20 protein-coding genes are annotated in these 26,921 nt (G+C 68.9%); 5 read left to right on the top strand and 15 right to left on the bottom strand.

The window, feature by feature from the left end; all coding sequences use genetic code 11:
• Positions 1-255 precede the first annotated feature (255 nt).
• The 4 genes from AQ610_RS21785 to AQ610_RS21770 all read left to right on the top strand — a co-directional run bounded on the left by AQ610_RS21785 (position 256) and on the right by AQ610_RS21770 (position 4,508).
• Positions 256-1,071 (top strand): helix-turn-helix transcriptional regulator, encoded by an 816-nt coding sequence (locus AQ610_RS21785; protein WP_043283101.1) that lies wholly within the window; start codon positions 256-258, stop codon positions 1,069-1,071.
• Positions 1,072-1,505: 434 nt separating this feature from the next.
• On the top strand, positions 1,506-2,069 hold the full coding sequence (gene ahpC, locus AQ610_RS21780) for an alkyl hydroperoxide reductase subunit C (RefSeq protein ID WP_006028553.1): 564 nt from the start codon (positions 1,506-1,508) through the stop codon (positions 2,067-2,069).
• Positions 2,070-2,209: 140 nt separating this feature from the next.
• Entirely contained in the window at positions 2,210-3,817 is a 1,608-nt protein-coding gene (gene ahpF / locus AQ610_RS21775) for an alkyl hydroperoxide reductase subunit F (protein ID WP_006028552.1), read from the top strand.
• A 241-nt stretch (positions 3,818-4,058) separates the two neighbouring features.
• On the top strand, positions 4,059-4,508 hold the full coding sequence (locus AQ610_RS21770; protein ID WP_231749047.1) for a helix-turn-helix domain-containing protein: 450 nt from the start codon (positions 4,059-4,061) through the stop codon (positions 4,506-4,508).
• Between the two features lie 51 nt (positions 4,509-4,559).
• Here AQ610_RS21770 and AQ610_RS21765 read toward each other — a convergent pair whose 3' ends face one another.
• From AQ610_RS21765 to AQ610_RS21725, 9 genes are all read right to left on the bottom strand, one after another.
• The gene (locus AQ610_RS21765) at positions 4,560-4,931 is read right to left on the bottom strand and encodes an MAPEG family protein (RefSeq protein WP_006028550.1); all 372 of its coding nucleotides are present in this window, start codon (positions 4,929-4,931) and stop codon (positions 4,560-4,562) included.
• 252 nt (positions 4,932-5,183) lie between these two features.
• Complete coding sequence (locus AQ610_RS21760) at positions 5,184-7,319, bottom strand: AprA-related methyltransferase (RefSeq protein WP_006028549.1); 2,136 nt, start codon at positions 7,317-7,319, stop codon at positions 5,184-5,186.
• A 13-nt stretch (positions 7,320-7,332) separates the two neighbouring features.
• On the bottom strand, positions 7,333-11,190 hold the full coding sequence (locus AQ610_RS21755) for an AMP-binding protein (RefSeq protein WP_006028548.1): 3,858 nt from the start codon (positions 11,188-11,190) through the stop codon (positions 7,333-7,335).
• 127 nt (positions 11,191-11,317) lie between these two features.
• On the bottom strand, positions 11,318-12,214 hold the full coding sequence (locus AQ610_RS21750) for an MBL fold metallo-hydrolase (RefSeq protein ID WP_043283061.1): 897 nt from the start codon (positions 12,212-12,214) through the stop codon (positions 11,318-11,320).
• Positions 12,215-12,228: 14 nt separating this feature from the next.
• Positions 12,229-13,227: a ketoacyl-ACP synthase III gene (locus AQ610_RS21745; RefSeq protein WP_009914413.1), complete on the bottom strand. Its 999-nt coding sequence runs from the start codon at positions 13,225-13,227 to the stop codon at positions 12,229-12,231.
• Positions 13,217-14,323, bottom strand: coding sequence for a 3-oxoacyl-ACP synthase III family protein (locus tag AQ610_RS21740; protein WP_006028545.1), 1,107 nt, complete (start codon positions 14,321-14,323; stop codon positions 13,217-13,219). Before AQ610_RS21740 ends, AQ610_RS21745 begins: the two co-directional genes overlap by 11 nt.
• The gene (locus AQ610_RS21735) at positions 14,323-15,204 is read right to left on the bottom strand and encodes a beta-ketoacyl-[acyl-carrier-protein] synthase family protein (RefSeq protein WP_006028544.1); all 882 of its coding nucleotides are present in this window, start codon (positions 15,202-15,204) and stop codon (positions 14,323-14,325) included. Before AQ610_RS21735 ends, AQ610_RS21740 begins: the two co-directional genes overlap by 1 nt.
• A 34-nt stretch (positions 15,205-15,238) precedes the next feature.
• Positions 15,239-16,870, bottom strand: a complete 1,632-nt coding sequence (locus tag AQ610_RS21730) for an AMP-binding protein (protein ID WP_006028543.1) — start codon at positions 16,868-16,870, stop codon at positions 15,239-15,241.
• Positions 16,871-17,615: 745 nt separating this feature from the next.
• Complete coding sequence (locus AQ610_RS21725; RefSeq protein WP_006028542.1) at positions 17,616-20,147, bottom strand: adenosylcobalamin-dependent ribonucleoside-diphosphate reductase; 2,532 nt, start codon at positions 20,145-20,147, stop codon at positions 17,616-17,618.
• Between the two features lie 382 nt (positions 20,148-20,529).
• On the opposite strand from AQ610_RS21725, the gene AQ610_RS21720 reads away from it, so the two are divergent.
• Entirely contained in the window at positions 20,530-20,976 is a 447-nt protein-coding gene (locus tag AQ610_RS21720; RefSeq protein WP_006028541.1) for a PACE efflux transporter, read from the top strand.
• Positions 20,977-21,114: 138 nt separating this feature from the next.
• On the opposite strand, the gene AQ610_RS21715 is transcribed toward AQ610_RS21720, so the two are convergent.
• The 6 genes from AQ610_RS21715 to AQ610_RS21690 form a co-directional block, all read right to left on the bottom strand.
• The gene (locus AQ610_RS21715; protein ID WP_006028540.1) at positions 21,115-21,990 is read right to left on the bottom strand and encodes an ABC transporter permease; all 876 of its coding nucleotides are present in this window, start codon (positions 21,988-21,990) and stop codon (positions 21,115-21,117) included.
• Entirely contained in the window at positions 21,983-23,173 is a 1,191-nt protein-coding gene (locus AQ610_RS21710; protein WP_006028539.1) for an ABC transporter substrate-binding protein, read from the bottom strand. The genes AQ610_RS21715 and AQ610_RS21710 overlap by 8 nt, the downstream gene beginning before the upstream one ends.
• Positions 23,174-23,200: 27 nt before the next feature.
• Positions 23,201-24,001, bottom strand: coding sequence for an ABC transporter ATP-binding protein (locus AQ610_RS21705; protein WP_006028538.1), 801 nt, complete (start codon positions 23,999-24,001; stop codon positions 23,201-23,203).
• The gene (locus tag AQ610_RS21700) at positions 23,998-25,113 is read right to left on the bottom strand and encodes an acyl-CoA dehydrogenase family protein (RefSeq protein WP_006028537.1); all 1,116 of its coding nucleotides are present in this window, start codon (positions 25,111-25,113) and stop codon (positions 23,998-24,000) included. The genes AQ610_RS21705 and AQ610_RS21700 overlap by 4 nt, the downstream gene beginning before the upstream one ends.
• Complete coding sequence (locus AQ610_RS21695) at positions 25,086-25,652, bottom strand: carboxymuconolactone decarboxylase family protein (protein WP_006028536.1); 567 nt, start codon at positions 25,650-25,652, stop codon at positions 25,086-25,088. The genes AQ610_RS21700 and AQ610_RS21695 overlap by 28 nt, the downstream gene beginning before the upstream one ends.
• A gap of 122 nt (positions 25,653-25,774) precedes the next feature.
• Positions 25,775-26,764, bottom strand: a complete 990-nt coding sequence (locus AQ610_RS21690) for an AraC family transcriptional regulator (RefSeq protein ID WP_006028535.1) — start codon at positions 26,762-26,764, stop codon at positions 25,775-25,777.
• Positions 26,765-26,921: the final 157 nt, after the last annotated feature.

Here is a 26,921-nt window from a genome sequence, read left to right as displayed (position 1 = left end):
TATGCTGTCGCGCGGCGTATCGCAGCAGCACTTGGGTCCATTGGCCTGGCGCAGTCAGGGCGCTGCGCGTTACCGATGCCTCGTCATATTGCGCCACGACGAGAACGACGAACTCGCGGCGGGTGGTTTCGGTCGGAGCGGTACGCGTGCAGCGGTCATCGACCGGCGGACGCACCATCGCGGCCAGAGGAACTGAGGAAAAACGAGTAGCGAAGCGCGCTATCGTGAACAAACTGGCAGATGGAGGAAACGGGATTGGTCGACATCTTTTGCAAGCTGGGAAAAGTCATATCCAGCATTGGCGCCGAGCGCTTTGCCACTGATCTACATTCGTTGTTTGTCGCATCTATGAACGTAGAAGCCACCAAGATTACTGCATGGTCCATCAATGACATGAAAAGGGAAGTTGTCGACGTGCATCTGTTGGGGGCATTCACGTCACAACATCAAGACCTATGGGCCGACATTCTGAATGTCGATCTGGAAAAAAAGTCGGTTGAGCATCCGCTGTCGAAGAAAGTACTGGCTGCGCGCGATACGCAGTTGATCCACATGAACGTGCTCCGACCGAACCAAGACGAGTTCGGGTTGACATCCTCGCCCTATCACGACCGAGGATTCCAGTGCCACCTGGTGTCATGCAAGACGAACCGCCGCTATGTGATTTCGTTGTGCCGCTCCCCGCAAGCGCGCGACTTTACCATTCAGGAAATGTCGCTTTTGAAAAGCTACGCCGAAACGCTCATGCCGCTCGTCGAGATGCACTCGTCGCATCGACGATGTGCGATGTCGGACCGTCCAGCGAAAATTCCGGGCCATACGGTGTGCTCGACCGGCGTCGAGTCCGTGCGTCAGGGGTTCGAGCATAGGCTCAAGGATGCGGCCATTATGCTGTCCGATCGCGAGATCGAAGTGTGTGTTGGCTTGCTGACCGGCAACACGTTTCGCGAAATGGCAACTGAACTCGGGGTGAAAAGCAGCACTGTCGAGACTTACATCAAACGCGCTGCGGCAAAACTTGGCTTCAAGGGACGACACGGTCTCATAAAGTGGGTGCTCGACGAAGCCTGATCTGGCCGTCGGCGCGCCGTCACGCCGGGAGGTGCGGTGGTCGTGGCATCTCGCCCAAAGGCTCCAGCGCTCCGGCCAAGAAGACTCGAAGCGACACGCCCTGTGCGGGCGCGTCGCTCACGGCACGAAAACCCGCTCTGGCCAAGCCACCTCGACGGCGCGGCTTCCCTTAGAACTGACGGCCCGCGCCCACTACCGCGCCGAAGTCCGACCGGCTGTTGCCTGAGGCTAGCTCTAGGATTGCCCCCAAATTCCAGTGGATTTCGGTGGAGCGCAGCAGCGCTCAATAGAGGAAAAATTTTCGCCCGCGGCCCGGCTGGGCGGCGAGATAGGCAATACCGATTCCGTCCATTGAAACATGCAATTTCACAGAACCGGCCCCCATCGCCATACTGGCGCTTCCTGATCACACACCGATTCAAGAGGAAGCGCAAATGCCGATCATCAACAGCCAGATCAAACCGTTCAAGGCCACCGCATACCACAACGGCGACTTCGTGCAGGTCAGCGACGAGACCCTGAAGGGCAAGTGGTCCGTCGTCGTGTTCTACCCCGCCGACTTCACGTTCGTGTGCCCGACCGAGCTCGGCGATCTGGCCGACCGCTACGCCGAATTCCAGAAGCTCGGCGTCGAAATCTACGCGGTGTCGACCGACACGCACTTCACGCACAAGGCGTGGCACGATACGTCGGACACGATCTCGAAGATCCAGTATCCGATGATCGGCGATCCGACGCTCGCGATCTCGCGCAACTTCGACGTGCTGATCGAAGAGGAAGGCCTCGCGCTGCGCGGCACGTTCGTGATCAACCCGGAAGGCGAGATCAAGCTGTGCGAGATCCACGACAACGGCATCGGCCGCGACGCGGGCGAGCTGCTGCGCAAAGTCCAGGCCGCGCAATACATCGCCGCGCATCCGGGCGAAGTCTGCCCCGCGAAGTGGACGCCGGGCGCCGACACGCTCACGCCGTCGCTCGATCTGATCGGCAAGATCTGAAGCCGCACGGCGGCATCGCCGCCGTGCGCGCCATGCGCCGCCGCGTTTTTCGCGGCGCGCTCCCGGCACCGCCCGCCCCATCGCCGCCTCGCCCGCATACGGCGAGCAAGCCCCTCTTTCGCTACGGAATCCGAATCGTCATGCTGGACGCCAATCTCAAGACTCAGTTGAAATCGTACCTCGAACGGATCACGCGTCCCGTCGAGCTCGTCGCATCGCTCGACGACGGCGGCCAGTCGCGCGAGCTGCGCGCGCTGCTCGACGAGATCGCGTCGCTTTCGCCGCAAGTCTCGATCGTCGAGCGCCGCGACGGGGCGGAGCGCACGCCGTCGTTCTCGGTCGGCGAGCCGGGCAAGGCCGCGGGCATCCGCTTCGCCGGGATGCCGATGGGCCATGAGTTCACGTCGCTCGTGCTCGCGCTGCTGCAGACGGGCGGCCATCCGATCAAGCTCGACGACGCGACGATCGAGCAGATCCGCGCGCTCGACGGCGATTACGCGTTCGAGACGTACATCTCGCTCACCTGCCAGAACTGCCCGGAAGTCGTGCAGGCGCTCAACGTGATGGCGCTCGTCAACCCGCGCATCCGCCACGTGATGATCGACGGCGCGCTGTTCCAGGACGAAGTCGAGGCGCGCCGGATCATGGCCGTGCCGACGATCTTCCTGAACGGCGAGACGTTCGGCCAGGGCCGCAGCAGCGTGAAGGAAATCCTCGCGAAGCTCGACCGCGGCGCGAGCCGGCGCGCGGCGCAGGCGCTCGCGGAAAAGCCCGTGTTCGACATGCTGATCGTCGGCGGCGGCCCCGCCGGCGCGGCGGCCGCGATCTACGCGGCGCGCAAGGGCATCTCGACGGGCGTCGTCGCCGAGCGCTTCGGCGGGCAAGTGCTCGACACGATGGCGATCGAGAACTTCGTGTCGGTCAAGGAAACCGAAGGGCCGAAGTTTGCGACCGCGCTCGAGCAGCACGTGAAGCAATACGAAGTCGACGTGATCGACGTGCAGCGCGCCGACCGGCTCGTGCCGGGCCGCATCCACGAAATCCGCCTCGCGAGCGGCGCGGTGCTGAAGGCGAAAGCCGTCGTGCTCGCCACAGGCGCGCGCTGGCGCGAAATCGGCGTGCCCGGCGAGCGCGAGTATCGCAACCGCGGCGTCGCGTACTGCCCGCATTGCGACGGCCCGCTTTTCAAGGGCAAGCGCGTCGCGGTGGTCGGCGGCGGCAATTCGGGCGTCGAGGCCGCGATCGATCTCGCCGGCATCGTGAGCGAAGTGACGCTGATCGAATACGGCGCGCAACTGCGCGCGGACGACGTGCTGCAGCGCAAGCTGCACAGCCTCGCGAACGTGACGGTGCTCACGCGTGCCCGCACGACCGAACTCACGGGCGACGGCGCGCGGCTGAACGGGCTCGTCTACGAGGACATGCGCACCGGCGAAGCGAAGCGCATCGCGCTCGAAGGCGTGTTCGTGCAGATCGGCCTCGTGCCGAACGCCGAATGGCTGAAGGGAACGGTCGAGCTGTCGAAGCACGGCGAGATCGTCGTCGACGCGCGCGGCGCGACGTCGGTGCCCGGCGTGTTCGCCGCCGGCGACGTGACGACCGTGCCGTACAAGCAGATCGTGATCGCGGTCGGCGAAGGCGCGAAGGCATCGCTCGGCGCGTTCGACTATCTGATTCGAAGCGAAGCGGATGCGGCGCAGGCGGCGGATGCCGAAGCCTCGGCGAGCGCCGAGATGATCGCCGCCTGATCCGCCTCAAAACCTTTCAATCGTCTACCGTTGGCCCTCGTCGCGATGTGAAGAGCATCGTGGCGAGGGCATTTTTTTTGATTCTTCACCGGTTCCGCGGAAAAGCGGCGCGGAAATGACGATGAGGGGGCCCGTCACGATGCTCAATGCGTTCGTGTCGCCGAACGCAGCCGATGCGGCGCGCATGCCCGATCGCTGCTGCGTGTACGGCGTTTCGTCGCTTTCGTCGCTCCTGAAGCAGTTGCTCGACGAGGCCGTCGACGTGCCGGCGATGTACGACATCGGCGGACGCGACGGCAAACTGATGGCCCTGCTCGTCGCGGAAATGGCGTCGATGCGGCGTCTGTCGCTTCACGCGCCACTGCCGATCGATCCTCGTCTCGCTCGCGCGTGCCGGCGCTTGTTCGATGCGCCTTCGATTGCGATCGGGCTCGACGCGATGGCGGCCGAAGCCGGCATGAGCCGGCGAACCATGACCCGCCTTTTCCGCATGCAGACCGGCGAGAGTTTCGCCGAGTGGCGCGAGCAGGTCTGCCTGCTCGCGGCCATCGAGCGCCTGAGCGAAGGACAGGCCGTGACCCGCGTCGCGCTGGATCGCGGCTACGCAAGCCCTAGCGCGTTCCCGTCCGCGTTCCGTCGCGTTCTCGGTGAAGCGCCGACCCGGCATCTGGAAGTGCGCGCAACCGCATGAACGGGTTGCAACCAAGGCACGCCGACGCGGCGTCGGGCACGGGGCGCGTGCTCACGGCGCGGCGAAGAACAGCCAGACCACGCAAACGAGGCCGACCGTCCACATGAGCGAGCGCAGCGTCGCCCAGTTCAGCAGATAGAGCACGCCATACAGCGCGCGCGATGCGGCGAAGACGATCGCGAGCTGATCGACGCGCTGCACGTTCGCGCCGTTGTGCCACGCGACGACGAGCGCCGCGGTGAACAGCGCAAGCGCCTCCCACGAATTCTGATGCGCGCCGAACGCGCGCGCTCGCCAGCCTTCGAGCTGCGCGAGATAGCGGCGCGGCTCGCGGTTGTCGTACCGGCTGCCCGACTTCGCGCACATCGTCCAGACGAACGGCATCAATGCGGTGATCAGCAGGCAAGTTTGCGACACGGTCATGCTTCCCCTCCCTTGTGGATTTTGACGAACCGGTTCGCTTGCGAACTGGCTCGATTGTCACGATCGACGCGCGGCGAACGCCGCCGCCGCGCCAGCCGCACTATACGGCATTGCATCGGTGCGGAAGCGGGATCGGCGAGCCGTGCGGGGAGATGACGCCCGAACCGATGTCGAGTACGAAGTCCAGATGTCGCGCGGGCGCGCGCCGCTCAAGCGCGCCGCGCGCCCGCCGGGGCCGGCGGGCGGACGGCATCACGCATGCGCAGCGTCGTAGGCGACATAATCGGCGATGCTGAAGAACCGGTATTCGTTCAGCAGATCCGGGCCGGGGAAGCCCTCGGGGTGGATGCGTCCGTGGATCGCGTCGCGCGGGCTCAACCCCGCGAGGCACATCGCGAGCATGAACTCGTCGAACGGCGCCATGAACTGCCGCGACAGGAAATGCATCCCCCAGTTGAACACCGACGGCAACTGCTCGGTCCGCGTCCAGCGGCCCGGCTCGGCCGCCGCGTCGTCGAGCAGGCTCGCGGCCCACGGGCTATGCCCTTCGACGACGAGGAAGCCGTGCTTCGCGTGCGGCTTCCAGCGCGCGACGAAGTCGATCAGGTCGGCGGCCGCGACGTAGCCGGGCACAAGCCCTTCGGCATCGCTGTACGCGACGCGGAACGCGCGCCTGATCGCGTCGAGCGGAACCGGCAGCGACGCATCGTCCGAAACCGTCAGTTGTCCCGGATAGTAACGTTCGGCGACGCTGCGCAGATGCGCGCGATCGACCTGCCGCAAATGGCGCTCGAGAACCGCATCGGCGGCATCGCCGCGGCGCACGCCGAGGCGGCGGTTGTGCACGAGGAACATGAACGTGTGCAGCAGATCGCTCAGGCGCGCCGCACGATGACTGCCGTCCGGGCCCTTCACGGTCAGGCCGCTCGCGGCCACCGCTTCGTCGTAACGATCGGGCTGCGAAATGTCGGCGTCGATCACGCGCACGTGCACGCCCGGCACGCCGCTCAGCGCGGCGAGCGTATCCGCCGCGCGGCTGCGCGCCGATTCGTTGTAGTCCGCGCCGATCACGATGAGCGGATAGTCGGCGAGATGCCGGCCGCGCCGCGTCGATTCGATCACGTACTGCGCGAGCCGCCTGAGCGCGCTGCCGTCGCCGCAGCCCATGTCGGAAATGCCGGCCGGCTGCTGATCGAGCGGCGTCTCGTCGAACAGGCGCCGGATGATCTTCGCCGTGATCTCCTTCGACGCCGGGCCCGAGCCCGCGCCGCTCGACGCATACACGTTCATCACGCGATCGATGTGCCCGTCGCGATCGACGTCGAGCGGATCGGGGTCGCCGAACAGCAATTCGTCGAGCAGCGCATACGAGCGCAGGTACGATGCGGCGAGCCCCGCATACGGCGCGGCGATCGGCCGATGGATGCGTCCCGCCTCGTTGAGCCGCACGCGCGCGCCGTCGGCCTCGATGTCGGCCACGCCCGCGTGGCGCAGCAGCGCCCATGCGGCGTCCAGCGCGACGCGGTCCGCGTGCGGCCACGCGTCGCCGATCGCGACGCCGTCGCGCCGCGCGTCGAACGCCTCGAAGAAGCTCGCCGCGACCTTGCCCTGCTGCGCGCCCTGCTTCTCGAACACCGGCATGTCGAGCGCGACCCACGTCGGGCCGAGCAACAGCCCGTCCATCGCGGTGCGCAGTTGCGCGTCGGCGTGCCGTTCGAGATCGTCGCGCGCTTCCGGCAACGGCCATCCGTCGATGCAGACTCGCACGAGCGCCGCGTATTCCGCGCTCTGGCCGGCGTGCTCGCGCCGGCGATGACACAGCGCATGCAGATGCTGCAGCAGCGAAGCCGCATCGGCCAGGCGCGTGAAAAGCGGCCGCTGCGCGTTCACGCACTCGACGACGCGCGCGCCGGCGGGCGTCAACGCATAGCCGGCGTGCTCATCGCCGCTGCCGAGCGTCACCCAGCCGGCGAGGCCGAGCAGGTTCAGCGCGCCCCACAGCAGCCCGAGGTTGCGCGTCGGATCGGCCTTGCGCGTGGCCGCGAACGCGCGCATCGCGCGCGGCTCGCCGGCCTTCAGGCCGTCGAACGCGCCCGCGAGCACGAGGCGCGTGAGCGTCGGCACGAGCACGATGCCGTTCGCCCAGTTGCAACTGCGCGTGTAGGCCATCACGCGCTGCGCGTCGTCGCTGCCGATGCGCAGCGTCGCCTCGCGGTCGCCGCGGCGGGTTTCGATCGGCGCGCCGGCGTCGGCGATCTCGACGCGCAGCGGCGTGCCGAGCGGCACGCCGAGCAGCTTGCAACTGTCGTCGGCATGCGAGCGGAGGTAGTTTTCGAGCTGCGCGGTCAGGGTGCCGGCAGACGTGGCAAGTTCACAAAGCGACTGCATGATCGGATGCGCCTCACAAGGAAGAAGAAATGGCGGACGAAGCCGCGTCCGCTTGCGCGGGCGCGTGCTGGCCCATTCGGGCGGCGAGATGCGTCGCCAATGCGTCGATCGACGCGTGATCCCAGACGGCGGACGCATCGACGGTCGTGCGAAACGCGTCGCCGAACGCCATCGTCAGCTCGACCGCGAGGATCGAATCGAGGCCGATGTCGGCGAAGGTCGTCTCGGCCGTCAGCGCGATCCGGCGATTGCGCAGACGCTCGCCGAGCCACGTCAGCAGCCAGCGCTCGACCTCGCGCTTCAGCCCGGGGGCGGCCTGCCCGGCCGACGCGGACGCAGGCTCGGGCGAGACGTCGGCGGCCGGCGGCGGCTCGTCGACGGCGAGCGCCGCGCCGATGCCGGCGGGCTCCGCACGCGTGTCGTAGTCGGCGCGCAGCAGCGGATCGATCCGTTGCGTCGCGCCCGGCACCGTCTGCTCGATCGGACCGATCTCGCGCTCGTCGCGCTGCGCCCACTCGGCGAGCTGCGCGGCGCTCGACAGCATGCGCCGGCGGCCCACCTGGCGCTGCGCCGCCTCGACCGCGAGCTCGTATTGGCTCTGCGCCCAATCGAGCGTCGCGCCGTCGGCGCCGCGCCGCTTCGCGGCCTGCTCGACGGCGGCCAGCAGCAGCGCCCATTGCGCGACGCTGCCGAGCCAGTAGTTGACCCAGTTCGTCGCGTGCGCGGCCCCGCCGAGCGCTTCCGCGTTCGCGAGCCCCTCTTCGAGCAGTTGCTCGCCGAGCCCGCGCAGCTCGGCGGCCAGCGCGCCCGCGCCCGTGCGCTCGCCCAGATAGCCGAGCAGATCGTCGCCGCCGTTCAGCAGACGGCTGCCCAGATGCGCGAGCAGCGTCTCGGTCGGCCCCTCGAAGATGCGCGGCAGCCGCGCATCGCGGAAGATCTGCGGCGCGACATTCGTTTCGATGTAGCCGCGCCCGCCCAGCATCTGCATCAGTTCGTCGGACGTTTGCGACAGGCACTCCGAGCCGAGAATCTTCGCGATCAGCAGGCCGTCTTCGGGCGCGTCGCGCCCCGCGTCGAAATCGGCCGCCAGTTGCTCGATCAGCGCGCTCAGTCCGTCGATCCGATGCCGCAGGTCGCCAAGACGCTGACGGGCGAGCGGATGGTCGAGCAGCAGGCCGGTGCCGATCCGGCGGCGCGCCGCATAGCGATGCATCAACTGCGCGCAGCGCTTCATCGCGCCGACGCAGACCGCGCCGATGCCGAGGCGCGCGAAGTTCATCGTCTGCTGCGCGACCGCCATCCCCTGCCCGGGCGCGCCGAGCCGGCACGCGTCGCTCACGCGCGCGCGATCGAGGTGGAGCGTGTTCTGGATCATCCCGCGCACGCCCATCGTCAGGTCTTCCGCGCCGATCCGCAGGCCGGGCGTGCCCTGCCGGACCGCGAGCCCGACCATGCCGGCGCCGTCCGCCTGCTTCGCGAACACGTTGATCACCCCCGCCCACGCCGACGATCCGCTCCAGCTCTTGCGGCCGCTGACGAGCCAGTGATCGCCGTCGATGCGCTGCGCGGTCGACACGATCGCGCGCGCGTTCGAGCCCGCATCCGGCTCGGTCAGCGCGAACGCGGCGAGCGTGCGCCCCGTCGCGAGCAGCGGCAGCAGCTCGTCGCGCAGCGCGGGCTGCGCGTCCAGCATGATCGGCCGGATGCCGAGCGTATTGTTCAGGCCCACGAAGAATGCGAGCGTCGTGTCGATCGTCGCCAGTTGCGACACCAGCGCCAGCATCTCGCGATGCGTGAGACCGAGGCCGCCGTATCCGCGGTCGATCTGCATGCCGAGGAGCCCCGCGTTGCCGAAGTCGAGCACGATGTGCGGCGGAATGGTCCGGCGCTCGTCGATGGTTCGCGAATCGATTCGCGTGCGCGCGTAGTGGCGCAGCCAGTCCTTGAGCTGCTCGACCTTCGCGGCGTTCGGCGAGGCGGCGCTGCCCGCGGCGGCCGCATCGGTTGCATGGGCTTGCGCGGCCGGCGCGGCGCAAGGCGCCTGCGCGGCCGGCGAAGCCGACGACGCGGACGCGGCGGCGCCGCCGCCCTGCGTGGCTTCGGCCACGCAGTCGTCCGCGTCCCAGCGCGCGAGCACCGTCAGCTCGCCGTCGCGCAACCGCTTGCGGCATTCGCTGCGCCGCACCTTGCCGCTCGATGTCTTCGGCACGCTGCCGGGCGACACCAGCAGCACCGCGCCCGGGCTGATGTCGTGGCGCAGCCAGATCGCCTCGCGCATGCCCTTGAGCAGCGCGTCGAGATCGCCCTTGCGATGCGTGCGCTCGATCTCCGCGACGACGACGAGCCGCTCCTCGTCGCCCGCGTCGACCGTGAACGCCGCGCAGCCGTTCGGCACCAGCTCGGGCCGGCTGCCGATCACCGCGTACTCGATGTCTTCCGAGTAGTAGTTGCGCCCGGCGATGATGATCATGTCCTTCAGGCGGCCGGTGACGTACAGATCGCCGCGATGATGGAAGCCAAGGTCGCCCGTGGCGGCGAAATCCTGCCCGGCCTCGCCGCCGATGCCGCGCTGGAACGCCGCGAGCGTCTGTTCGTACTGCTGCCAGTAGCCGGGCGCGACGCTCGCGCCCGCGACGCAGATCTCGCCGATTTCGTCGTCCGCGCAGCGCTCGTTCGTATTCAGATCGCGCACGACGACCCGCTGCCCGCCGATCGGCACGCCGACGCTGACGAGCACGCGCTCGCCGTCGCGCTCGTCCATCTGCGGCGCGAGGCCCTCGAACTCGCGCCGGATCGCGACCTTCTGCTGCTGCAGCGCCGCCTGGTCGACGCACACCGTGCGAAGCGGCCGCGGCGCGCTGCGCCCCGCGACGAGCAGCGTGCATTCGGCGAGGCCGTAGCACGGCTTGAAGCGCTCCGGATCGAAGCCCGTCGGCGCGAAGCGCTGCGCGAACTCCGCGAGCGTGCCGTAGCGGACCGATTCCGCGCCGCTGTACGCGGTCTTCAGGCAGCTCAGGTCAAGCGTCGCGAGCGCTTCATCGGGCACGCGGCGGCTGCACATCCGGTAGGCGAAGTCGGGCGCGCCCGTCACGTCCGCGCGATGGTCGCTGATCGCGCGCAACCACAGGAACGGATGCTGGATGAAGCGCTCCGGCGCCATCAGCACGCAGCGAAAACCGCCGAACAGCGACGTCAGGACCCCGCCGATCAACCCCATGTCGTGATACGGCGGCAGCCAACTGACCATCGTGCTCTCGTCGTGATACCCCATCCATTCGCCGATCAGCGAAAGGTTGTGGATCAGGTTGCCGTGCGTGACCATCACGCCCTTCGGCTTGCCGGTCGTGCCCGACGTGTACTGCAGGAACGCGACGTGCGAAGGCGCGACGTCGGCCGGCTCGAGCGTCGCGTCGAGCGGCTTCGCGGCGTCGAGGTCGAGCAGCGCGACGTGCGACGCCGCCGTATCCTCCAGCAGCTTCGCGCAGCGCGTGAAATCGTCGCCGGTGGACAGGATCGCCTTCGCGCCCGCGCTCTCGACGATGCCGACGATGCGGCTCGCGTGCTGCCGGTTGCGCGGCGGATACGCGGGCACGGCGACCGCGCCCGCGTACAGGCAGCCGAGGAAGCCCGCGACGTAGTCGAGCCCCGGCCGGCACAGCAGCAGCACGCGCTCGCCGACGCCGACCGACTGCCGTTGCAGCAGCAGCGCGACGCGGCGTGCGGCCAGATCGAGTTCCGCGAACGTGATCGATTGCTGCTGCTCGTCGTCGGGCTGACCGCTCAGGAACAGATACGCGACTTTCTCGCCTCTCGTCGCCGCGCGCGCGCGCAGCAGCTCGTTGATCGTCTTCGGCAGATTGGTGGTGGTCATGGCGTCATCCGACAGGAAATGAAACCCACGGTCGTGGTGGTTGCGTTCGGCGGCCGGCGCCGACGATCCGACGTGAGCCGGCCGGTGGGGCGTTCGGCGCGGGCGTCGCCCGCGCCGGCGCGCGCGCCTACGCGGCGCGCTGGAACAGGTCGATCATTCGCTCCATGCTCTTCAGATGCAGCGCGCGCGGCACCACTTTCGCGCTGCGCGCCGCGTAGCGCTCGGTCCATTGCCGCGCGAGCGCGCGCGTCGCATTCGTGTCGCCGCGCGCGGCGCGCGCTTCGTCGCTGCGCGCGGCAAGACCGTCGCGCGCATGCCGGACCGCGTGCCGCGCGACGCCGCCGCCGACGACGCCGTAATGGCCGAGCGCGATCCGCGACGCGTGCTGCTGCTCGATCGCGTCGAGCGACCGCCGGTAGGCGGGCAGATCCTGGAACACGAGCGGCAGCCATTGCGTCGGCGCGTGGTATTCGCCGAGGGCGTCCGACACGAACAGCAGATCGAGCTGCGGGCAGTGATAGCCGAGCAGGCATGCGCTGTGGCCCGGCAGCGCGATCGCGCGCATCCGCATCCCTTCGCCGATGTCGAGCGCCCTGCCCGGATTGAGCGGATACAGCGGAATGTCCGACAGGTCGGCGAGCTCGGCCTCGGCGACCGGCTCCCACGCGACGGACGCCTGAGCGTCGAGCATCCTGATCGTTCGGCACGCGGACGGGCTCTGCAGCGCGTCGGCCGTATCGGGCGAGCCGACGATGTGCAGCCACGGCATGCGCGGCGCGAGCGTGCCGAGCAGGCTGCAATGGTCGTAGTGCGAATGCGTGATCAGCCAGTAGCGCAGATGCCGGATGCCGCCGTAGTCGCTCAGCAGGGCGTGAAGCTGCCGCCACACGAGCTCGGTCATGCCGCTCAGCCCGCCTTCGACGAGCGTCGCGGCTTCGTCGTTGACGACCACGTACAGCGGCACGTCCTCGGTGCCGACGATGGCGAGCTGCGAGTCGATCCAGCCTGGAGTGCTGTGCTGCATGTCGTTCGGCTCCTTCAGCTCCGATAGAGCGCGCACGCCCAGGTCGAGCCCGCGCCGTAGGTCACGAGCAGGTTCAGTTGGCCGGCCGGCATCCGCCCCTGCTCGCGCGCGAGCGCGAGCGCGACCGGAAACGCGGCGCTCGCCATGTTGCCGAGATCCTCGACGGAAATCATGCAGCGCTCGCGCGGCAGGCCGAGTTGCTCGACCACCGCGTCGATGATCCGCAGGTTCGGCTGATGCGGCACGACGAGCCCGATGTCGCCGAGCGCGAGCCGGTGCTTGTCCAGCATCTGCCGGCACGCGCCGACGATGCGGCGCGTCGCGTCCTCGAACATCTCGGCGCCGCGCATCCGGAAGCAGTGGCGGCCCGCCGCGATGTCGTCGGCATCGATGAAGTTCGGCCGCTTCGCGCCCGGCGCTTCCGTCTGCAGCAGATCGAACTGCGTGCCGTCCGCGCCGAGCGACAGATCGATGAGGCCGCGCGTCGCGTCGGGCTGCGCGCGCAGCACCATCGCGGCCGCGCCGTCGCTCAGCAGGATCGACAGGTTGCGGCCCGCGTTGCTCGTGTCGATCCGCCGCGACAGCGCTTCCGCGCAGATCAGCAGCACGTTGCGATACAGGCCGCTCGCAACGAAGTGCCGCGCGATCTCGAGCCCGTACAGCGCGCCGCTGCATTGCGCGCGGATGTCGAAGCACGGAATCTCGCGCAGCCCGAGCCGCGGCTGCATGTAGCACGCCTGCGACGGATCGTGATGATCGGGCGACAGCGTGTTGACGATCAGCAGATCGATGTCGGCGGGCGCGACGCCCGCGTCGGCCATCGCGCGCTCGGCGGCCGGGCACGCGAGATCCGCGAGCTGCCGGCCGGGCGCGAGGTAGCGGCGATGCCGCACGCCGGTGCGCGTGCGGATGAACGCGTCGCTCGTATCGATGACGCGCGCGACTTCGTCGTTGCCGACGATCCGCTCCGGCAGCGCGTGGCCGAGCCCGGCGATCTCCAGGTTATGCCGCATGTTCGCGCTCCGTCGCATCGAGCGTCGAGCCCGCGTCGGTCACGGCCGTCTCGCCCCAGCGCCATAGCTGCGCGCCGAAGCCCCAGCCGGCGCCCGCGCCCGCGATCACCACTTGCGAGCCCGGCTTCACGACGCCGCGGCGAATCGATTCGTAAAGCGCGAGCGGCACCGCGGCCGACACGAGGCACGCGCAATCGGCCAGGCGAATCACGTATTGATCCGGCGCGAGGCCGAGGCGCTGCGCCCACGCGCGCACGAGAATCTCCGACGGCTGATGGAACACCATCGCGTCGATATCGTCCGTGCGCAAGCCGGTCTTGCGCAGCAGACGCTCGACGATGTCGGGAATCGCCTCGGGCATGAAGCGCGCGATCTGCTCCTGCGCCTCGGGCTTCAGCGTGAAATACGCGCCGAAGCGCTCGGCCTGGCGCTCGGCGTCGTCGCGATCCGCTGCGGGCTTCGGGTAGCGCCATTGCATCGTCGCGAGAGCGTAGTGCGTCGCGTCGCTGCGGTAGACGGCGTTCAGCCAGTCGGCGCCGTGCGGATCGTGCGCGTCGGCGACGAGCACGGCCGCCGCCGCGCCGTCGCCGAACGTCGTCGACGATTTGCTCGCGTAATCGACGACCGCCGACATCCGCTCGGACGAGCACACGAGCGCGCGCTTCACGCGCCCCTGCTTGATCAGGTTCGTCGCGAGCTGCATTTGCAGCACGAAGCTCGCGCATTCCATTTCGACGTCGGCATCGAGCGCGCGTTTCGCGCCGAGCCGATCGCGCAGCGCGCGCGACAGCCGCGGCGCGAAACGCCTCGCGCCGTCGGCGGCGGTGACGAACGGCGACGTGATGTTGAACAGCACGAGATCGAGTTCGGCCGCGTCGACGCCCGCGCGCGCGAGCGCCTGGCGCGCGGTGCGCTCGGCCATCGCGAACTCGGATTCGCCCGCGTGCGGATCGATCACGTAGCGCGACTCGATGCCCCAGAACTGCCACCACTCGGACGGGATCGGCTCGACTTCATCGAAGGCGGCATCGTCGTTGCGCAGCAGGCGCGACGGCAGATTGCACGCGAGACTGGCCATGCGAACGTTGTAGGACATCAGACCTCCATTGCGATGCATGCGATGCGGGGCTTGAACGCGTTGAGCGTCAGCGCGGCGACGACCCGCGCGTCGCCGCGCGCGCCCGCGCGGGTCGCGAGCCACGCGGGAAGCTGGAACGCGGCGGGAACGCCGGCGTCGCCATCGATCAAGTCGATCACGTCGGCTTGCGCCCCGCTCGCGAGGCCTGCGTCGTCCGCGAGCCAGCCGCACACCCAGGATTCACGGAACAGTTCGGATACCGGCGCGTCGATCCTGCTTCGCACGTCGCCGACGACCTCGCGCACGGCCGCGTCCGCATTGCGCGGCACGGCGCGAAAGCGCCCCGCCGCCGGATCGAAGCCGCCGTCGAAGCGCGCGACGACGCCCGTCTCGTGCGCATGCCGCGCGGACACGCCGGCCAGCGTCGCGAGGCTCGGCGCGTCGAGATCCGCGTAGCTCGCGTGGTAGCGGTCGCCGCGGCCGGGCGAGAGCACGATCGCGCCCGCGCCGTCCGCATGGCCGCCCGATTCGGCGCCGTCGACGTCGGCGAGCGCCTCGGCCTTCACGACGAGCGCGCGGCGGTAGCCGAGCTGCCGGCAATGGCTCTGCACGAGATCGAGCGCGAGCGTCCAGTCGGCGTCGAGCAGATCGAACACGGCTGCGTTGGCCGCGCGCAGATCACGCTGCACCGGATGCGCGAGCCGCGGCCCCGCGATGCCCGCCGCGTCCGCCATCCGGTTCGGCGAAACCGACAGGCTGACGATCAGATCGAGCTCCGAAGGCAGGCAGCGCGCTTTCGAAAGCGCCTGCCGCGCCGCCTTGAGCGCATAGTCGTTCGCAAATGCCAGCGCGTGCGCCGCGCCGTCCGGTATTGCAATACCCGCTCCCAGTATTTTCATGTCGCCTCGATGTCGAATGGGTTGGGCGATGCCGTCAGGCCGCCTGTACGTCGTCGGCGGCCGCCTGCCGCAGCTTGAAGCGCTGCAACTTGCCGGCTTCGTTGCGCGGCAGACCGGCCGCGCGATACTCGATGCGCCGCGGATACTTGTACGGCGCGATCCGCGCCTTCACGTGCTGCTGCAACGCCGCCGTCAGCGCGTCTGAGCCGCACACGCCGGGCCTCAGCACGACGTGCGCGCATACGAGCGTGCCGCCGCGCCCGTCGGGCGCGCCGACGACGCCGCACTCGAGCACGTCCGCGTGGCTCAGCACCGCCTCCTCCACCTCGGCGGGCGAAATGGTGTAGCCGAGGCTGATGATCAGATCGTCGGCGCGCGACTGATAGAACAGGTAGCCGTCCTCGTCGAGATAGGCGGCGTCGCCCGTCAGGTTCCACCCGTGCCGCACGTAGTCGCGCTGGCGCGCGTCGCTCAGGTAGCGGCAGCCGGTCGGCCCCTGCACCGCGAGACGGCCGACGTGATAGGGCGGCAGGCGCTCGCCGCGCTCGTCGAGGATCGCGAGCCGGTAGCCGGGCACCGCCTTGCCGATCGCGCCTTCCTTCGCCTGCATGTCGTCCGCGGACGCGAAGATGTGCAGCATTTCGGTCGCGCCGATGCCGTCGATGATGCGAATGCCCGTGCGCGCGAGCCACGCGTTGCGCGTCGGCACCGGCAGCGCCTCGCCCGCGCACACGCATTTGCGCAGGCTGGAGATGTCGTGATCGCCGATGCCGTCGAGCATCGCCCGATACGCGGCCGGCGCGGTGAACAGGATGCTCACGCGATGCGCGCCGATCGCGGCGAGCAGCCGCTCCGGCTTCGCCCGCTGCAACAGCACGACGCTCGCGCCGACGCTCAGCGGAAACAGCAGCAGCGCGCCGAGCCCGAACGTGAACGCGAGCGGCGGCGAGCCGCAGAACACGTCGTCGGCGTTCGGCTTCAGCACGTGCTGCGGGAAGCAATGGCAGATCGCCATCACGTCGCGATGGAAATGCACGGTCGCCTTCGGACGCCCGGTCGTGCCCGACGTGAACGCGACGATGCAAGGATCGTCGGCGCGCGCGTCGACCGGGTCGAACGTCGCCGGGTATTCGCGCATCAGCCGCTCGAACGCGGCCGCGTCTTCCTCGTCCGTGCCGTAGCACCGGATGAACCCCACGCCGGGCACCACCGCCATCGCGGCGCGCAATTCGGCGGATACCGACGCTTCGCAGAGCGCGTGCGAGACCTTCGCCTGCGCGATGACTTTCGACAGCTCGCCCGCGCGCAGCAGCGGCATCGTCGTCACCGCGACGCCGCCCGCCTTGACAACCGCGAACCACGCGGCGGCGAGGAACGGGTGATTGGTTCCGTGCAGCAGCACCCGGTTGCCCGGCACGAGCCCGCCGTCGCGCACGAGCAGGTTCGCGATCCGGTTGCTCAGCTCGAACAGTTCGCGATACGACCACGCGGCGCCGCACTCGGTGCGAATCGCGACGCGCTCGCCCCAGCCTCGCCGGGTCACGGCGTCGTCGAGCAGCGCCGCCGCGCAGTTGATGCGCTCCGGATACTGCAGGCCCGGCAACTCGAAGACGAACTCCGGCAGATCGGTCGTTGCAGGCAGATTCGTGCGGCAAAAGTTGTCCATCGTCAGTGCTCGCGAGAGGTTGACTGAGAAACCAGGATGATTCGGCGCAGCGCAAGTCGGACGACGCGCGCCGGAACCGCGATTCGCCGAGAGCGCCCGAATGGGAATGTCGGGCCCGTCTGATTCAGATCGTTACCGCTCCGGAATGCATCGTTTCAATTCATTGAACCATGTCCAATGAATCGGCTTTCATTAAAAACAATTTCCGGCTCATGTTGAGCGCGCAATGTTAAAAACAAATTTCAAAAAAATAAAGCGCTTTCTGAATACCCCGCCATAAACAGTTGGTTATTCAACCCAACTCCATCTGAGCCCCGAACCCTCCGCTTTTCCATGATTTTCGCCGCCTAATCAAAAGGATCGGCAACATCGTTTTATGCGGCATAAATATTTTCAGCCTGATTCTCGCGGACCCCTTGACATTTCAGATATGAAAATAAATCCCGCCATATTTTTAAACCGCCATTTTCAATTTCCCGCATTGAATCGGATTTCGGCCATATGCGACGGCGGCGTGATTCGGACTCTGTTCGGCATGCCGCGATGTATATCGCCGGATCGGCGAGTCGCGCGCGGCAGCGTCACGCCATCCGTCGCCCGGCGTGCACGATGGCGCAAGCGGGCATGGCCCGTATGGATGCGAGGAATCGAGCGGAAGGAAAGAAGGCGGGATTGGAAAGGCTGATGGGCGCGCGCCGCCGGCTTCGTCGCCGGCGCGCGCACGAGCGGACGACCGCTCAACCGCTCAACCACACGCGCCGATCTCGCCGCACGCAGTGCAGAAATCGCAGCCGTCCTTGCGAATCACTGCGTTCGCGCCGCACGAATTGCATTTGCGGCCGAACATCGTGCGCAACTCGCCGGCGCTGTGCGACGCCGCGGCCGTCTCGTCATCGCTTTCGCCGCTCGCCGCCCCGGTCTCGGCCGCGAGCATTGCGGCAACCGCATGCAAATCCGCGCCGCCGCGCGGCAGTTTCGCGAGCAGCCGCGACGGCACCTGGTTGCCCTCCGCGTCGAGAAAGCCGCGGCGATGCAGGATCTGCTGGATCGCATAGCTGAGCGCGGCGACTTCGGAATCGTGCCACAGCGGAATGCGCCGGCCGTCGAGCCGCTGCGTCTCGCCGAGCCGCACCTGCCCGCGGTCCCACGACACCTTGCGCAGATCCTGCAGATTGCGCGCGACGAAGCCGCCGCGCGCGGCGAGCGACAGCGAGCGCATCGTCGCCGTGATCCATTGCTGCGATTCGTCGCGCTGGCCGACCGGAATGAAGAACTCGATCGGCCGCTCGATCGTCACTTCGTCGCCGCCGATGCGCCCCGTCACCTCCATGAACGACACCGCGACATACAGCGACTTCTTGCCGAGCTGCGTCAGGTATTCGACCTTCTCGATCACCGCCGGCAGCTCCCCCTTCGGCCGGTGGTCGATCGCGATGCGCAGCGGATCGAGATCCGCCTCCTCGAGCGTGTCGTCGGGCTCGGACGTGTGGAGCACCGCGCCGAGCGTCTCGTTCGGGCGATACGTCGCGAGCCCCTTCAGCCCGCTCTTCCATGCGTCGAAGTAAAGGCTCTCGAAATCGTCGAACGGATAGTCGGCGGGCACGTTGACCGTCTTCGAGATCGACGTGTCAATGTACGGCTGCACGGCCGCCATCATCGCGAGGTGGTCGTGCGCGGACATCTGCAGCGCGCTGACGAAACAGTCGGGCAGCGCGTCGACGTCGCCGCCCAGCTCGCGATACAGCCGGTACGCGTAATCCTCCACCGCGAACGTCTGCCGGCTGCCGTCCGCCATGATCTTCGTGCGCTGATACGTCCACGAGAACGCGGGCTCGATGCCGTTCGACGCGTTGTCCGCGAACGCAAGGCTCACGGTGCCCGTCGGCGCGATCGACAGCAGATGGCTGTTGCGGATGCCGTCGCGGCGAATCGCCTCCTGAATGTCGTCCGGCAGCCGCGACGCGAACGTGCCTTCCTCCAGATACCGGCTCGCGTCGAAGAGGGCAAACGCGCCGCGCTCGCGCGCGAGCTCGACCGACGCGCGATACGCGGCGTCGCGCATCTCGCGCCCGACGCGCGCGGCGAAATCGCGCCCTTCCTGCGTGTCGTAACGCAGGCCGAGCATCACGAGCGCGTCGCCGAGGCCCGTGAAGCCGATGCCGATCCGCCGCTTCTGCTCCGCTTCGCGGCGCTGCTCCAGCAGCGGCCAGAGCGTCACGTCGAGCACGTCGTCGAGAAAGCGCACCTGCGTGCGCGTGCGCTCGGCGAGCGCGTCCCAGTCGAACGCGCTTGCGCCGCCGTCCAACTGCGCGAACGGATCGATCACGAAGCGCGTGAGGTTCAGCGGCCCGAGATTGCAGCAGCCATACGCGGGCAGCGGCTGCTCGCCGCACGGATTCGTCGCACGAATCGACTCGATCGCGCGCAGGTTGTTGTCGTCGTTCATCTTCGAGATGAACACGACGCCCGGCTCGGCGACATCGTACGTCGAGCGCATGATCTTGTCCCAGATCGCACGCGCGCGCCTTTCCGCGTAGACCCACATTCCATCGTCGCGCCGACGCAGATCGCCCGCCGCGCGCAGCGCGGGGGACGGCTCCGCGCGATGCACGAGCTGCCACGGCAGGTCCTGCTCGACCGCGTTCATGAACGCGTCGGTCACCGCGACCGAGATGTTGAAGTTGTTCCAGCGCCCCTTCGAATGCTTCGCCTCGATGAATTCGAGCAGGTCCGGATGATCGCAATCGAGCACCGCCATCTGCGCGCCGCGCCGCGCGCCCGCGCTCTCGACCGTGCGGCACGACGCGTCGAACACATCGATGTAGCTGCACGGCCCGGACGCGCTCGAGCCCGTCGAATGCACGTATGCGCCGCGCGGCCGGATCGCCGAGAAGTTGTAGCCGACCCCGCCGCCGCGCCGCATCGTCTCCGCCGCCTGCAGCAGCGCGACGTAGATGCCGGGCAGCCCGCGCTCGTCGACGCCCTGGATGCAGTCGCCGACCGGCTGCACGAAGCAGTTGATCAGCGTCGCCGCGATCGGGCTGCCCGCCGCGCTCATGATCCGGCCCGCGCCGAGCGCGCCGCGCTGCAGATGCTCGACGAAGCGCGCCTCGATCTCGTCGCGCAATTCGGGCGGCTCCGCCTGCGCGATGCCGCGCGCGACGCGACGGTAGATGTCGTCGACTGTCTGCTCGTCGCCCTTCGCATATTTTTCCAGCAGCACGTCGATCGAGAATTGTTGGGGAGCGAGATGGAACTCGGTTGAGATGGTCGCCATGAACAGCCTCTCTACGGCAATGCGCGTGGATGATCGGGCTCGACACTATAGCCGCGAATGTGGCGGCCGAGAGCGGCGCGTCGCCGCATGCGACGACCATACCGCAGCAGCCATTTCGCCGCAATCGGCGGCGCGCGGCGATCGCATGAAACTACGGCCGGGTCAATGAAACGGAAGGCCGCGCTGCCGCGCAAGGAGCAACCGGACAACCAGGGAAGCAAGATGCTTGCCGCTGCGCAACATGCGTGCGGCGCACGGCCGGAAGGCAATCGCGCGCCGAATTCGGTATTCTCTGTCTCGATCGCTTCGTCAGATCATTCGCGCCGACCTCGACTCCACGTCGAACACGGCCTATCCGACATCCCCGGTTCCACACTCCGCCATGCAAGGGTTCAAGAGAAAAATCGTCTACGTCACATGCTTCGAGCTGATCGCCATCGCGATCACCACGACCGGATTTTCGCTGCTCACCGGCCAGGCCCCGACGCACGCGAGCATCGCGGCGGTCGCTTCTTCGGCGATCGCGGTGGTCTGGAATCTGGCCTACAACACCGCGTTCGAATGGTGGGAAACCCGCCAGACCCGGCGGGGCCGCGGCCTGCTGCGCCGCGTCGCGCACGCGGCCGGTTTCGAGGCCGGGCTGGTCGTCATGCTGGTGCCGCTGTTCGCGTGGTGGCTCGACGTTTCGCTGTGGCAGGCGTTCGTGCTGGATCTGGGCCTGATCGCCTTCTTCCTCGCGTACACGTTCGCGTTCAATCTCGCATTCGATCGCCTGTTCGGGCTGCCGGCGTCGGCGCAGCCCGCGCCTTCGGAGGCTTCGTCGGGCTGACGCGGAACCGGCCGCACACGATGGGCGCGCGCCATGCGCGGCCGGCACGACGGTTGATGCGCCGGCGCATCGGCGCTGCGGCACATCACTGCGCGATCACGCGTCCCGCCGAGCCGCCACGCCGCGTATTGCGCCGCATCAACCGCTCGCGCTCGTCCAGCGGGCGAGCGCGGCCCGCGCGAGCGCATCGAGCGCGAGCCCGATCACGCCGATCACGACGATCACCGCCGCGAGTTCCGGATACGCGAGCCGGTCGCGCGTATCGAGCACCAGATAGCCGAGCCCCGCACTCACGCCGAGCATCTCGGCCGGCACGAGCACGATCCACAGCACGCCGATCGCGAGCCGCATACCGCCCAGCACCGACGCGGTGATCGCCGGCAGCACGACGTGCCACGCGAGCTCGTCGCGCGTCGCGGCGAGGCTCTCGCCGAGCTCGAGCCAGCGCCGGTCGATCTGCGCAACGCCGGACGCCGTGCTCATCAGGATCGGCCAGAGCGCGGCGAACGCGAGCAAAAAGCAGATCGAGCGCTCGCCGATGCCGAACGACATCACCGCGACCGGCATCCACGACAGCGGCGAGATCATCCGTAGCAACTGGAACGTCGGCGACAGCAGCGCGTCGAGCCATTTCACGCGCCCGATCAGCAGCCCGAGCGGCACGCCGAGCGCGAGCGCGACGCCAAGGCCCGTCGCGACGCGCATGACGCTCACGCGCACGTGCATGCCGAGGCGCTCGTCGCGCAGCAGCGCGGGCACGCTGTCGAGCGCGCGCTCCGGCGCGAACAGCCGGGCGGGCGATTGCGGGCCGACGAGCCAGTGCGTCGCCGCCCACCAGAGCGCGATCGCGCCGGCGATGCCCGCGGCCCCGATCGCCGCATCGCGCAGCCCGCGCGCGAGCGATGGGCCGCGGGCATCGGCGGAGACCGCGGCAACCCGCGGCGCCGCCCCGTGCTCGCGATGAGCGAGCGCGCCGCCGCGCGCCGGCGCGCGCCGAATCGATGCGTCAGACAACGATCGTCTCCTCGCGCGTGAACGATTCGGGCAGCCCGAACGCCGCCAGGCCGCCGACGGCCGCGATGCTCTTTCTGACAAACCGCGCATCGACGAGCTCGCTCGCGGCGCGCGCCGGATCGAGCCGCTCGAGGAAGCGCGCATCGCCGTCCATTGCGGTGCGCTTCAGGCGCCGCACGAGCTCTTCGGTGTAGCTCGGGAACGGATACGGCTGGAAATCGATCCGCTTCTCGCGCCAGTCCGCATGCCGGATCGCGCCGCGCGCGCGGTAATCGGCGTCGAGCGCCGCCGACGGCGCGAGCACGCGCGACAGCGTCTGCACCGGATGCGGCGTGTAATGCTGCGCGCCCTCCTTCGACAGCAGCCGCGTGGTTTCGTCCGGATGCGTGCGCGCCCAGAGCTGCGCCTTCACGATCGCGTCGACGACCTTCTGCGACCACTGCGGCCGCGCGTTCAGATCCTGCTCGTGCATGAACACGACGCAACATGCATGGTTCTTCCATACGTCGCCGGTGAAGCGCAGGATCTTGCCGATCTTCATCAGCTCGACGGCCGCGTTGAACGGCTCCGCGACGATGTAGCCCGCGATCTGTCCGGTCGCGAGCGCGGGCGGCATGTCGGCGGGCGCCATCACGACGAGGTTCACTTCGTTCGCCGCTACGTTGCCCGTGCGCTTGAGCGCCGGCGCGAGCCCGTTCTCGCGCAGCAGATGCTGCAGCACGACGTTGTGGATCGAATACCAGAACGGCACCGCGACGGTCTTGCCGCCGAGCCCGCGGACCTCGTCGATCGCGGGCGCGACCGTCAGCGCCGAGCCGTTCACGTGATTCCACGCGACGACCTTCGCCGGCACGCCGCTGCCGTAGCGCGCCCACACCGTCATCGGCGACAGCAGATGCACGACGTTGACCTGCCCGGACAGGAACGCCTCGACGAGCTGCGCCCAGCTTCGCAACAGCCGCGGCTTCTCGGCCGCGACGCCCGCCGCGTCGAAATAGCCGTTGTGATGCGCGACGAGGAGCGGTGCGGCGTCGGTGATCGGCAGATAACCGATGCGCACCGGCGCGTCGGGCTCCGTCGCCGCGCGCGCCGCGCGTTGCGCAAGCAGCGGCGTCGCCGCCGCGCTCGTGAACAGCGCGGCGAGCTTCAGCCATTCGCGGCGGGTGATCGGTACTTCGCACATCGTCGGTTGGTTCCTCGAATGAAAAAATCAGGCGGCGTGATGCGCATCGCTCGCACGCGCGCGCCCCGCGGCTTCCGGTGCGTCGCGCAGCGCGCGCAACGTGCGGTGGATCTCGGTGCGCAGCGAAGCGATGCGCTCGAGCGCCGCGTCGCGCGGCGCAATCGACCACACGCCCGCGGTCCCGCCGCGCCCGTCGAGCAGCACGATCCGGTCGGCGACGCGCAGCGCTTCGTCGATGTCGTGCGTGACGAGCACGGTCGCCGCGCACGTGTCGGCGACGACGCGCAGCAGCAGGTCCTGCATGTCCATGCGCGTCGCGGCGTCGAGCGCGCCAAACGGCTCGTCGAGCAGCAGCACCTGCGGCTGCCGCGCGATCGCGCGCGCGAGCGCGACCCGCTGCGCCATTCCGCCCGACAGTTGCGCCGGAGCGTGGCCGCGCGCGTGCGCGAGCCCGACTTCGTCGATCGCCCACGCGACGCGGCGCGCGCGTTCGTCGCGCGACAGGCGCGGCTGCCGCTTGAAGTCGAGCCCGAATGCGACGTTGCGCTCGACCGACAGCCACGGCAGCAGGCTCGCTTCCTGGAACATCAGCACGACGTGCGGATGCGGCCCGTCGAGAGGGCGGCCCGCGATCTCGACCGAGCCGGACGCGGGCTCGCGCAGGCCGGCCAGCACGCGCAACAGGCTCGATTTGCCCGCGCCGCTCGCGCCCAGCACCGCGACCCGCTCGCCCTCGCCCACGGCGAGATCGAAGCGGTCGAGCACGGGCGGCCGCGCCGCGCCGTAGCCGAACGTCAGCGCGCGAGCGTCGAGGCGTGGCGAGCTCATGCGGCGTCTCGCGCCGCGTGTTTCGCGAGCTCGCTCTTCAACTGCACGAGGCTCGGCGTGACGACCGGCACGAACGCGGCCTCGCGCCAGCGGCGCTCGAAGCCGTTGTCCGCGCCGTCGCGCCGCACGTAGGCGCGGCCGCCGCTCGCCTGCAGCTCGAGCTGCACGGCCGTCTGCGCGAGCTCGGCAAGCGCGATCCGGATCTCAAAGAGCCGTGCGCGCTGCGCGCCGAACGCGCCGTCGCGCAGGCCGGCGACGAGCCGCTCGACGTTCGCGTCGAGCGCGTCGCTCGCGGCGGCGATTTCCGCGTCGAGAATGCGCCGCGTGGCGCCCGCCGAGCAGCGCGCCTCGTCGAGCGAGCGGCTCGCGAGCCCGATCGCCATCGCGCATTGCATCGCGAGGAACGCGGGACGCACGGCGGGCAGGAACGCGTGCGCATCGTCGTGGATGCGCCAGCGCGCGTCGAGCGCGACGTCGTCGAAGCGCAGCGCCGCCGTGTTGCTGCCACGCAGCGCGATCAGATCGAGGTCGCCGCTTCTCGCGACGCCGGGCGCATCGTCGCGCACCGCGAAGATCGACGCGGCGCGCCCTTCGTGCGCGGCCGCGACCGCGACGAGCGCGCCGCCCGGGCGCACGTTCGTCACCCACGGCAGCGCGCCGTTCAGCCGCCATGCTTCGGAAGACGAAGGATCGGGCGTCGCGTCGAGCTGCAGCGATTCGATCCCCTGAAGGTGCTTCATCGCGTTCGACAGGCCGGTCGCGCCCGCCGCTTCGCCGCTCAGCAGCGCCGGCAGCCAGCTCGCGCGCAGCTCGGCATTCGGGCTGCGCAGCAGATATTCGATGAAGGTGCGCTGCGCCCAGCACACGAATGCGGCCGTCAGCGAATGGCGCGCGAGCGCGGCGATCGTCGCGACCGCGTCGACGACGTCGCCCGCCGCGCCGTCGCGCTCGGGCACGCCCGCGCGGAAAGCGCCCGCGGCCGCCAGGCGCGGCATGAGCTGCTGCTTCGTTTCGGTCGATATGTCGAGCGACGCCGCGTGCGCGTCGAGCCATTCGGTCAATGCCGGATCGAGTGCGATCCGGGTCAGGCGGTTTGCGTGCGAGGTTCCCATCGGTAGGCGGCCAGTTCAGGATTCAGTTCGTTCTGCGCGAGGTTGTTCGCGAAATTGCAGAGCGTCGCGAGACTCACGCCGAGCACGACCTCGAGCGCGTTCGCGCGCGTGAAGCCCGCCGCGATAAACGCGTCGAGCTGCGCGTCGCCAACCGCGCCGCGCGTCGCGATCACCGCGCGCGTGAACGTCGCGACGGCCGCGAGGCGCGCATCGGCGGGCGGCTCGCCCGCGCGCAGCGCGTCGACGTCCCGCTGCGGCACGTGCGCCTTCTTCAGCGCGACCGCGGTATGCCCGGCGACGCAAAAGCCGCAGCCGTGCGTCGCGGCAGCCGTGATCTGCACCGCCTCGCGCTCCGCGAGCGCAAGGCCGCTGCGGCCGTTGATCTCGGCGACGGTCAGATACGTTTCGAGCGCCGTGGGCGCATTCGCGAGCGATGCGACGAGGTTCGGCAGGAAGCCGTTGTGGTTCAGCGTCCGGGTCAGATACGGCACGATCGCTTCGGGCGCGTCGCTCGGCGTGAGAAGAGGAAGGCGGCTCATCTGAGGCTCCTGGTGGAATGCCTCATTGTCCGAAGCGCGTGATCGGCGGGCAATGCGCGAAAGTCTGCGAGTGCTGCGAATTCGTCCACGCATGCGAAGCAGCGAGCGCGGCGGCGAAGCGCTCAATGCAGCGCCGCGTTCGCTCCCGGCGCGCGCGCGACAGCGCCGCCGCGCAGCGGGGCATCGGCCTGCCCGCGCCGGTACGCGCCCGGCTGCAGGCCGACGATCCGCTTGAACGCATGCGCGAACGCCGATTCCGACTGATAGCCGACCCATTGCGCGACGCGCGCGATCGCCTCGCCCTGTCGCAGCATCTCGGCCGCGATCCTCATCCGGATCAGCGTGACGAATTGCGCGGGCGGCTGCCCGCATGCGTCGACGAAGCGCTTGTAGAACGCCGCGCGCGACATGTGCGCGAACGCCGCCATCGCATCGGTCGTCCACGGCTCGCCGGGCCGATCGATGACGGCCGCGATCAGGCTCGCGAAATCGGCGCGGCGCATCAGCGGCGCAAGGCCGCTCGCGAGCGAATCGTCGTCCACCGCGTCGCGCACCGCGTAGAAGAACAGCAGCTCGGTCAAACGCGCGATCAACGGCGACGGCTCGTCGAACGAGCCGGGCTTCGCGGCCTCCGCGCGAATCAGGCCGACGATCGCGTGGATCTGCCCGGCCGCCGCGCTGCCGCGCCGCACGACGAGGCAATCGGGCAGATACGACGCGATCCAGTCGCTCGCGCCGCTGCGGAACGCGAGAAAGCCGCACGCGAGGCCGACCGCACCCGGCACGCCGGGCTCGAAGCGTTGCATCGCCGAAGGCGTCGCGCGCGCGGCGTCGCGCGCGCGGGCGGGCGGCGTCGGCTCGGAAGTCAGCGCGTGCGGAACGTCGCGCATCAGGAATATCGCGTCGCCTTCGGCGAGCGGCACGCTCGCGCGGCCGTCGCCGAAATGCAGCCAGCAGCGGCCGTCCAGCACCACGTGGAAGCTCGCCTTCGCGCGTCCGGCCGTCGACGCGCGCCAGCCATCGCCGCAATATTGGCCGACGTGGAAGATCGAGCTGACGGGCTCGAGGCTCGACAGCAGCCAGTGAATGATCTTGTCCGTATGCGAGCGCATGCGCGGCGTCCCCGGTCGTGTCGTGTTGGTCGAATGCGATGGTAATCGCATTACGGTAACGGCTTCGCGACGGCAGACGAACCAACGTTTCGTTGGACGCTTATGAGCGATGGAAATAAACGGGGCGCGGCGGGCGTCGAACGGACCGTTCGACGCC

The sequence above is a fragment of the Burkholderia humptydooensis genome (genome assembly GCF_001513745.1).
Taxonomy (GTDB): Bacteria; Pseudomonadota; Gammaproteobacteria; order Burkholderiales; family Burkholderiaceae; genus Burkholderia; species Burkholderia humptydooensis.
Note: the sequence above shows the minus strand (reverse complement) of the source record. Positions and strands in the feature narration are given on the sequence as shown.

What these genes read in the sequence shown, in the direction of transcription:
- AQ610_RS21765 (WP_006028550.1), bottom strand. Translation starts at nt 4,931, where the DNA reads ATGACCGTGTCGCAAACTTGCCTGCTGATCACCGCATTGATGCCGTTC.
- AQ610_RS21760 (WP_006028549.1), bottom strand. Translation starts at nt 7,319, where the DNA reads ATGCAGTCGCTTTGTGAACTTGCCACGTCTGCCGGCACCCTGACCGCG.
- AQ610_RS21750 (WP_043283061.1), bottom strand. Translation starts at nt 12,214, where the DNA reads ATGCAGCACAGCACTCCAGGCTGGATCGACTCGCAGCTCGCCATCGTC.
- AQ610_RS21755 (WP_006028548.1), bottom strand. Translation starts at nt 11,190, where the DNA reads ATGACCACCACCAATCTGCCGAAGACGATCAACGAGCTGCTGCGCGCG.
- AQ610_RS21695 (WP_006028536.1), bottom strand. Translation starts at nt 25,652, where the DNA reads ATGAGCCGCCTTCCTCTTCTCACGCCGAGCGACGCGCCCGAAGCGATC.
- AQ610_RS21700 (WP_006028537.1), bottom strand. Translation starts at nt 25,113, where the DNA reads ATGGGAACCTCGCACGCAAACCGCCTGACCCGGATCGCACTCGATCCG.
- ahpC (WP_006028553.1), top strand. Translation starts at nt 1,506, where the DNA reads ATGCCGATCATCAACAGCCAGATCAAACCGTTCAAGGCCACCGCATAC.
- AQ610_RS21730 (WP_006028543.1), bottom strand. Translation starts at nt 16,870, where the DNA reads ATGGACAACTTTTGCCGCACGAATCTGCCTGCAACGACCGATCTGCCG.
- AQ610_RS21745 (WP_009914413.1), bottom strand. Translation starts at nt 13,227, where the DNA reads ATGCGGCATAACCTGGAGATCGCCGGGCTCGGCCACGCGCTGCCGGAG.
- AQ610_RS21690 (WP_006028535.1), bottom strand. Translation starts at nt 26,764, where the DNA reads ATGCGCTCGCATACGGACAAGATCATTCACTGGCTGCTGTCGAGCCTC.
- ahpF (WP_006028552.1), top strand. Translation starts at nt 2,210, where the DNA reads ATGCTGGACGCCAATCTCAAGACTCAGTTGAAATCGTACCTCGAACGG.
- AQ610_RS21725 (WP_006028542.1), bottom strand. Translation starts at nt 20,147, where the DNA reads ATGGCGACCATCTCAACCGAGTTCCATCTCGCTCCCCAACAATTCTCG.
- AQ610_RS21705 (WP_006028538.1), bottom strand. Translation starts at nt 24,001, where the DNA reads ATGAGCTCGCCACGCCTCGACGCTCGCGCGCTGACGTTCGGCTACGGC.
- AQ610_RS21720 (WP_006028541.1), top strand. Translation starts at nt 20,530, where the DNA reads ATGCAAGGGTTCAAGAGAAAAATCGTCTACGTCACATGCTTCGAGCTG.
- AQ610_RS21735 (WP_006028544.1), bottom strand. Translation starts at nt 15,204, where the DNA reads ATGAAAATACTGGGAGCGGGTATTGCAATACCGGACGGCGCGGCGCAC.
- AQ610_RS21710 (WP_006028539.1), bottom strand. Translation starts at nt 23,173, where the DNA reads ATGTGCGAAGTACCGATCACCCGCCGCGAATGGCTGAAGCTCGCCGCG.
- AQ610_RS21740 (WP_006028545.1), bottom strand. Translation starts at nt 14,323, where the DNA reads ATGTCCTACAACGTTCGCATGGCCAGTCTCGCGTGCAATCTGCCGTCG.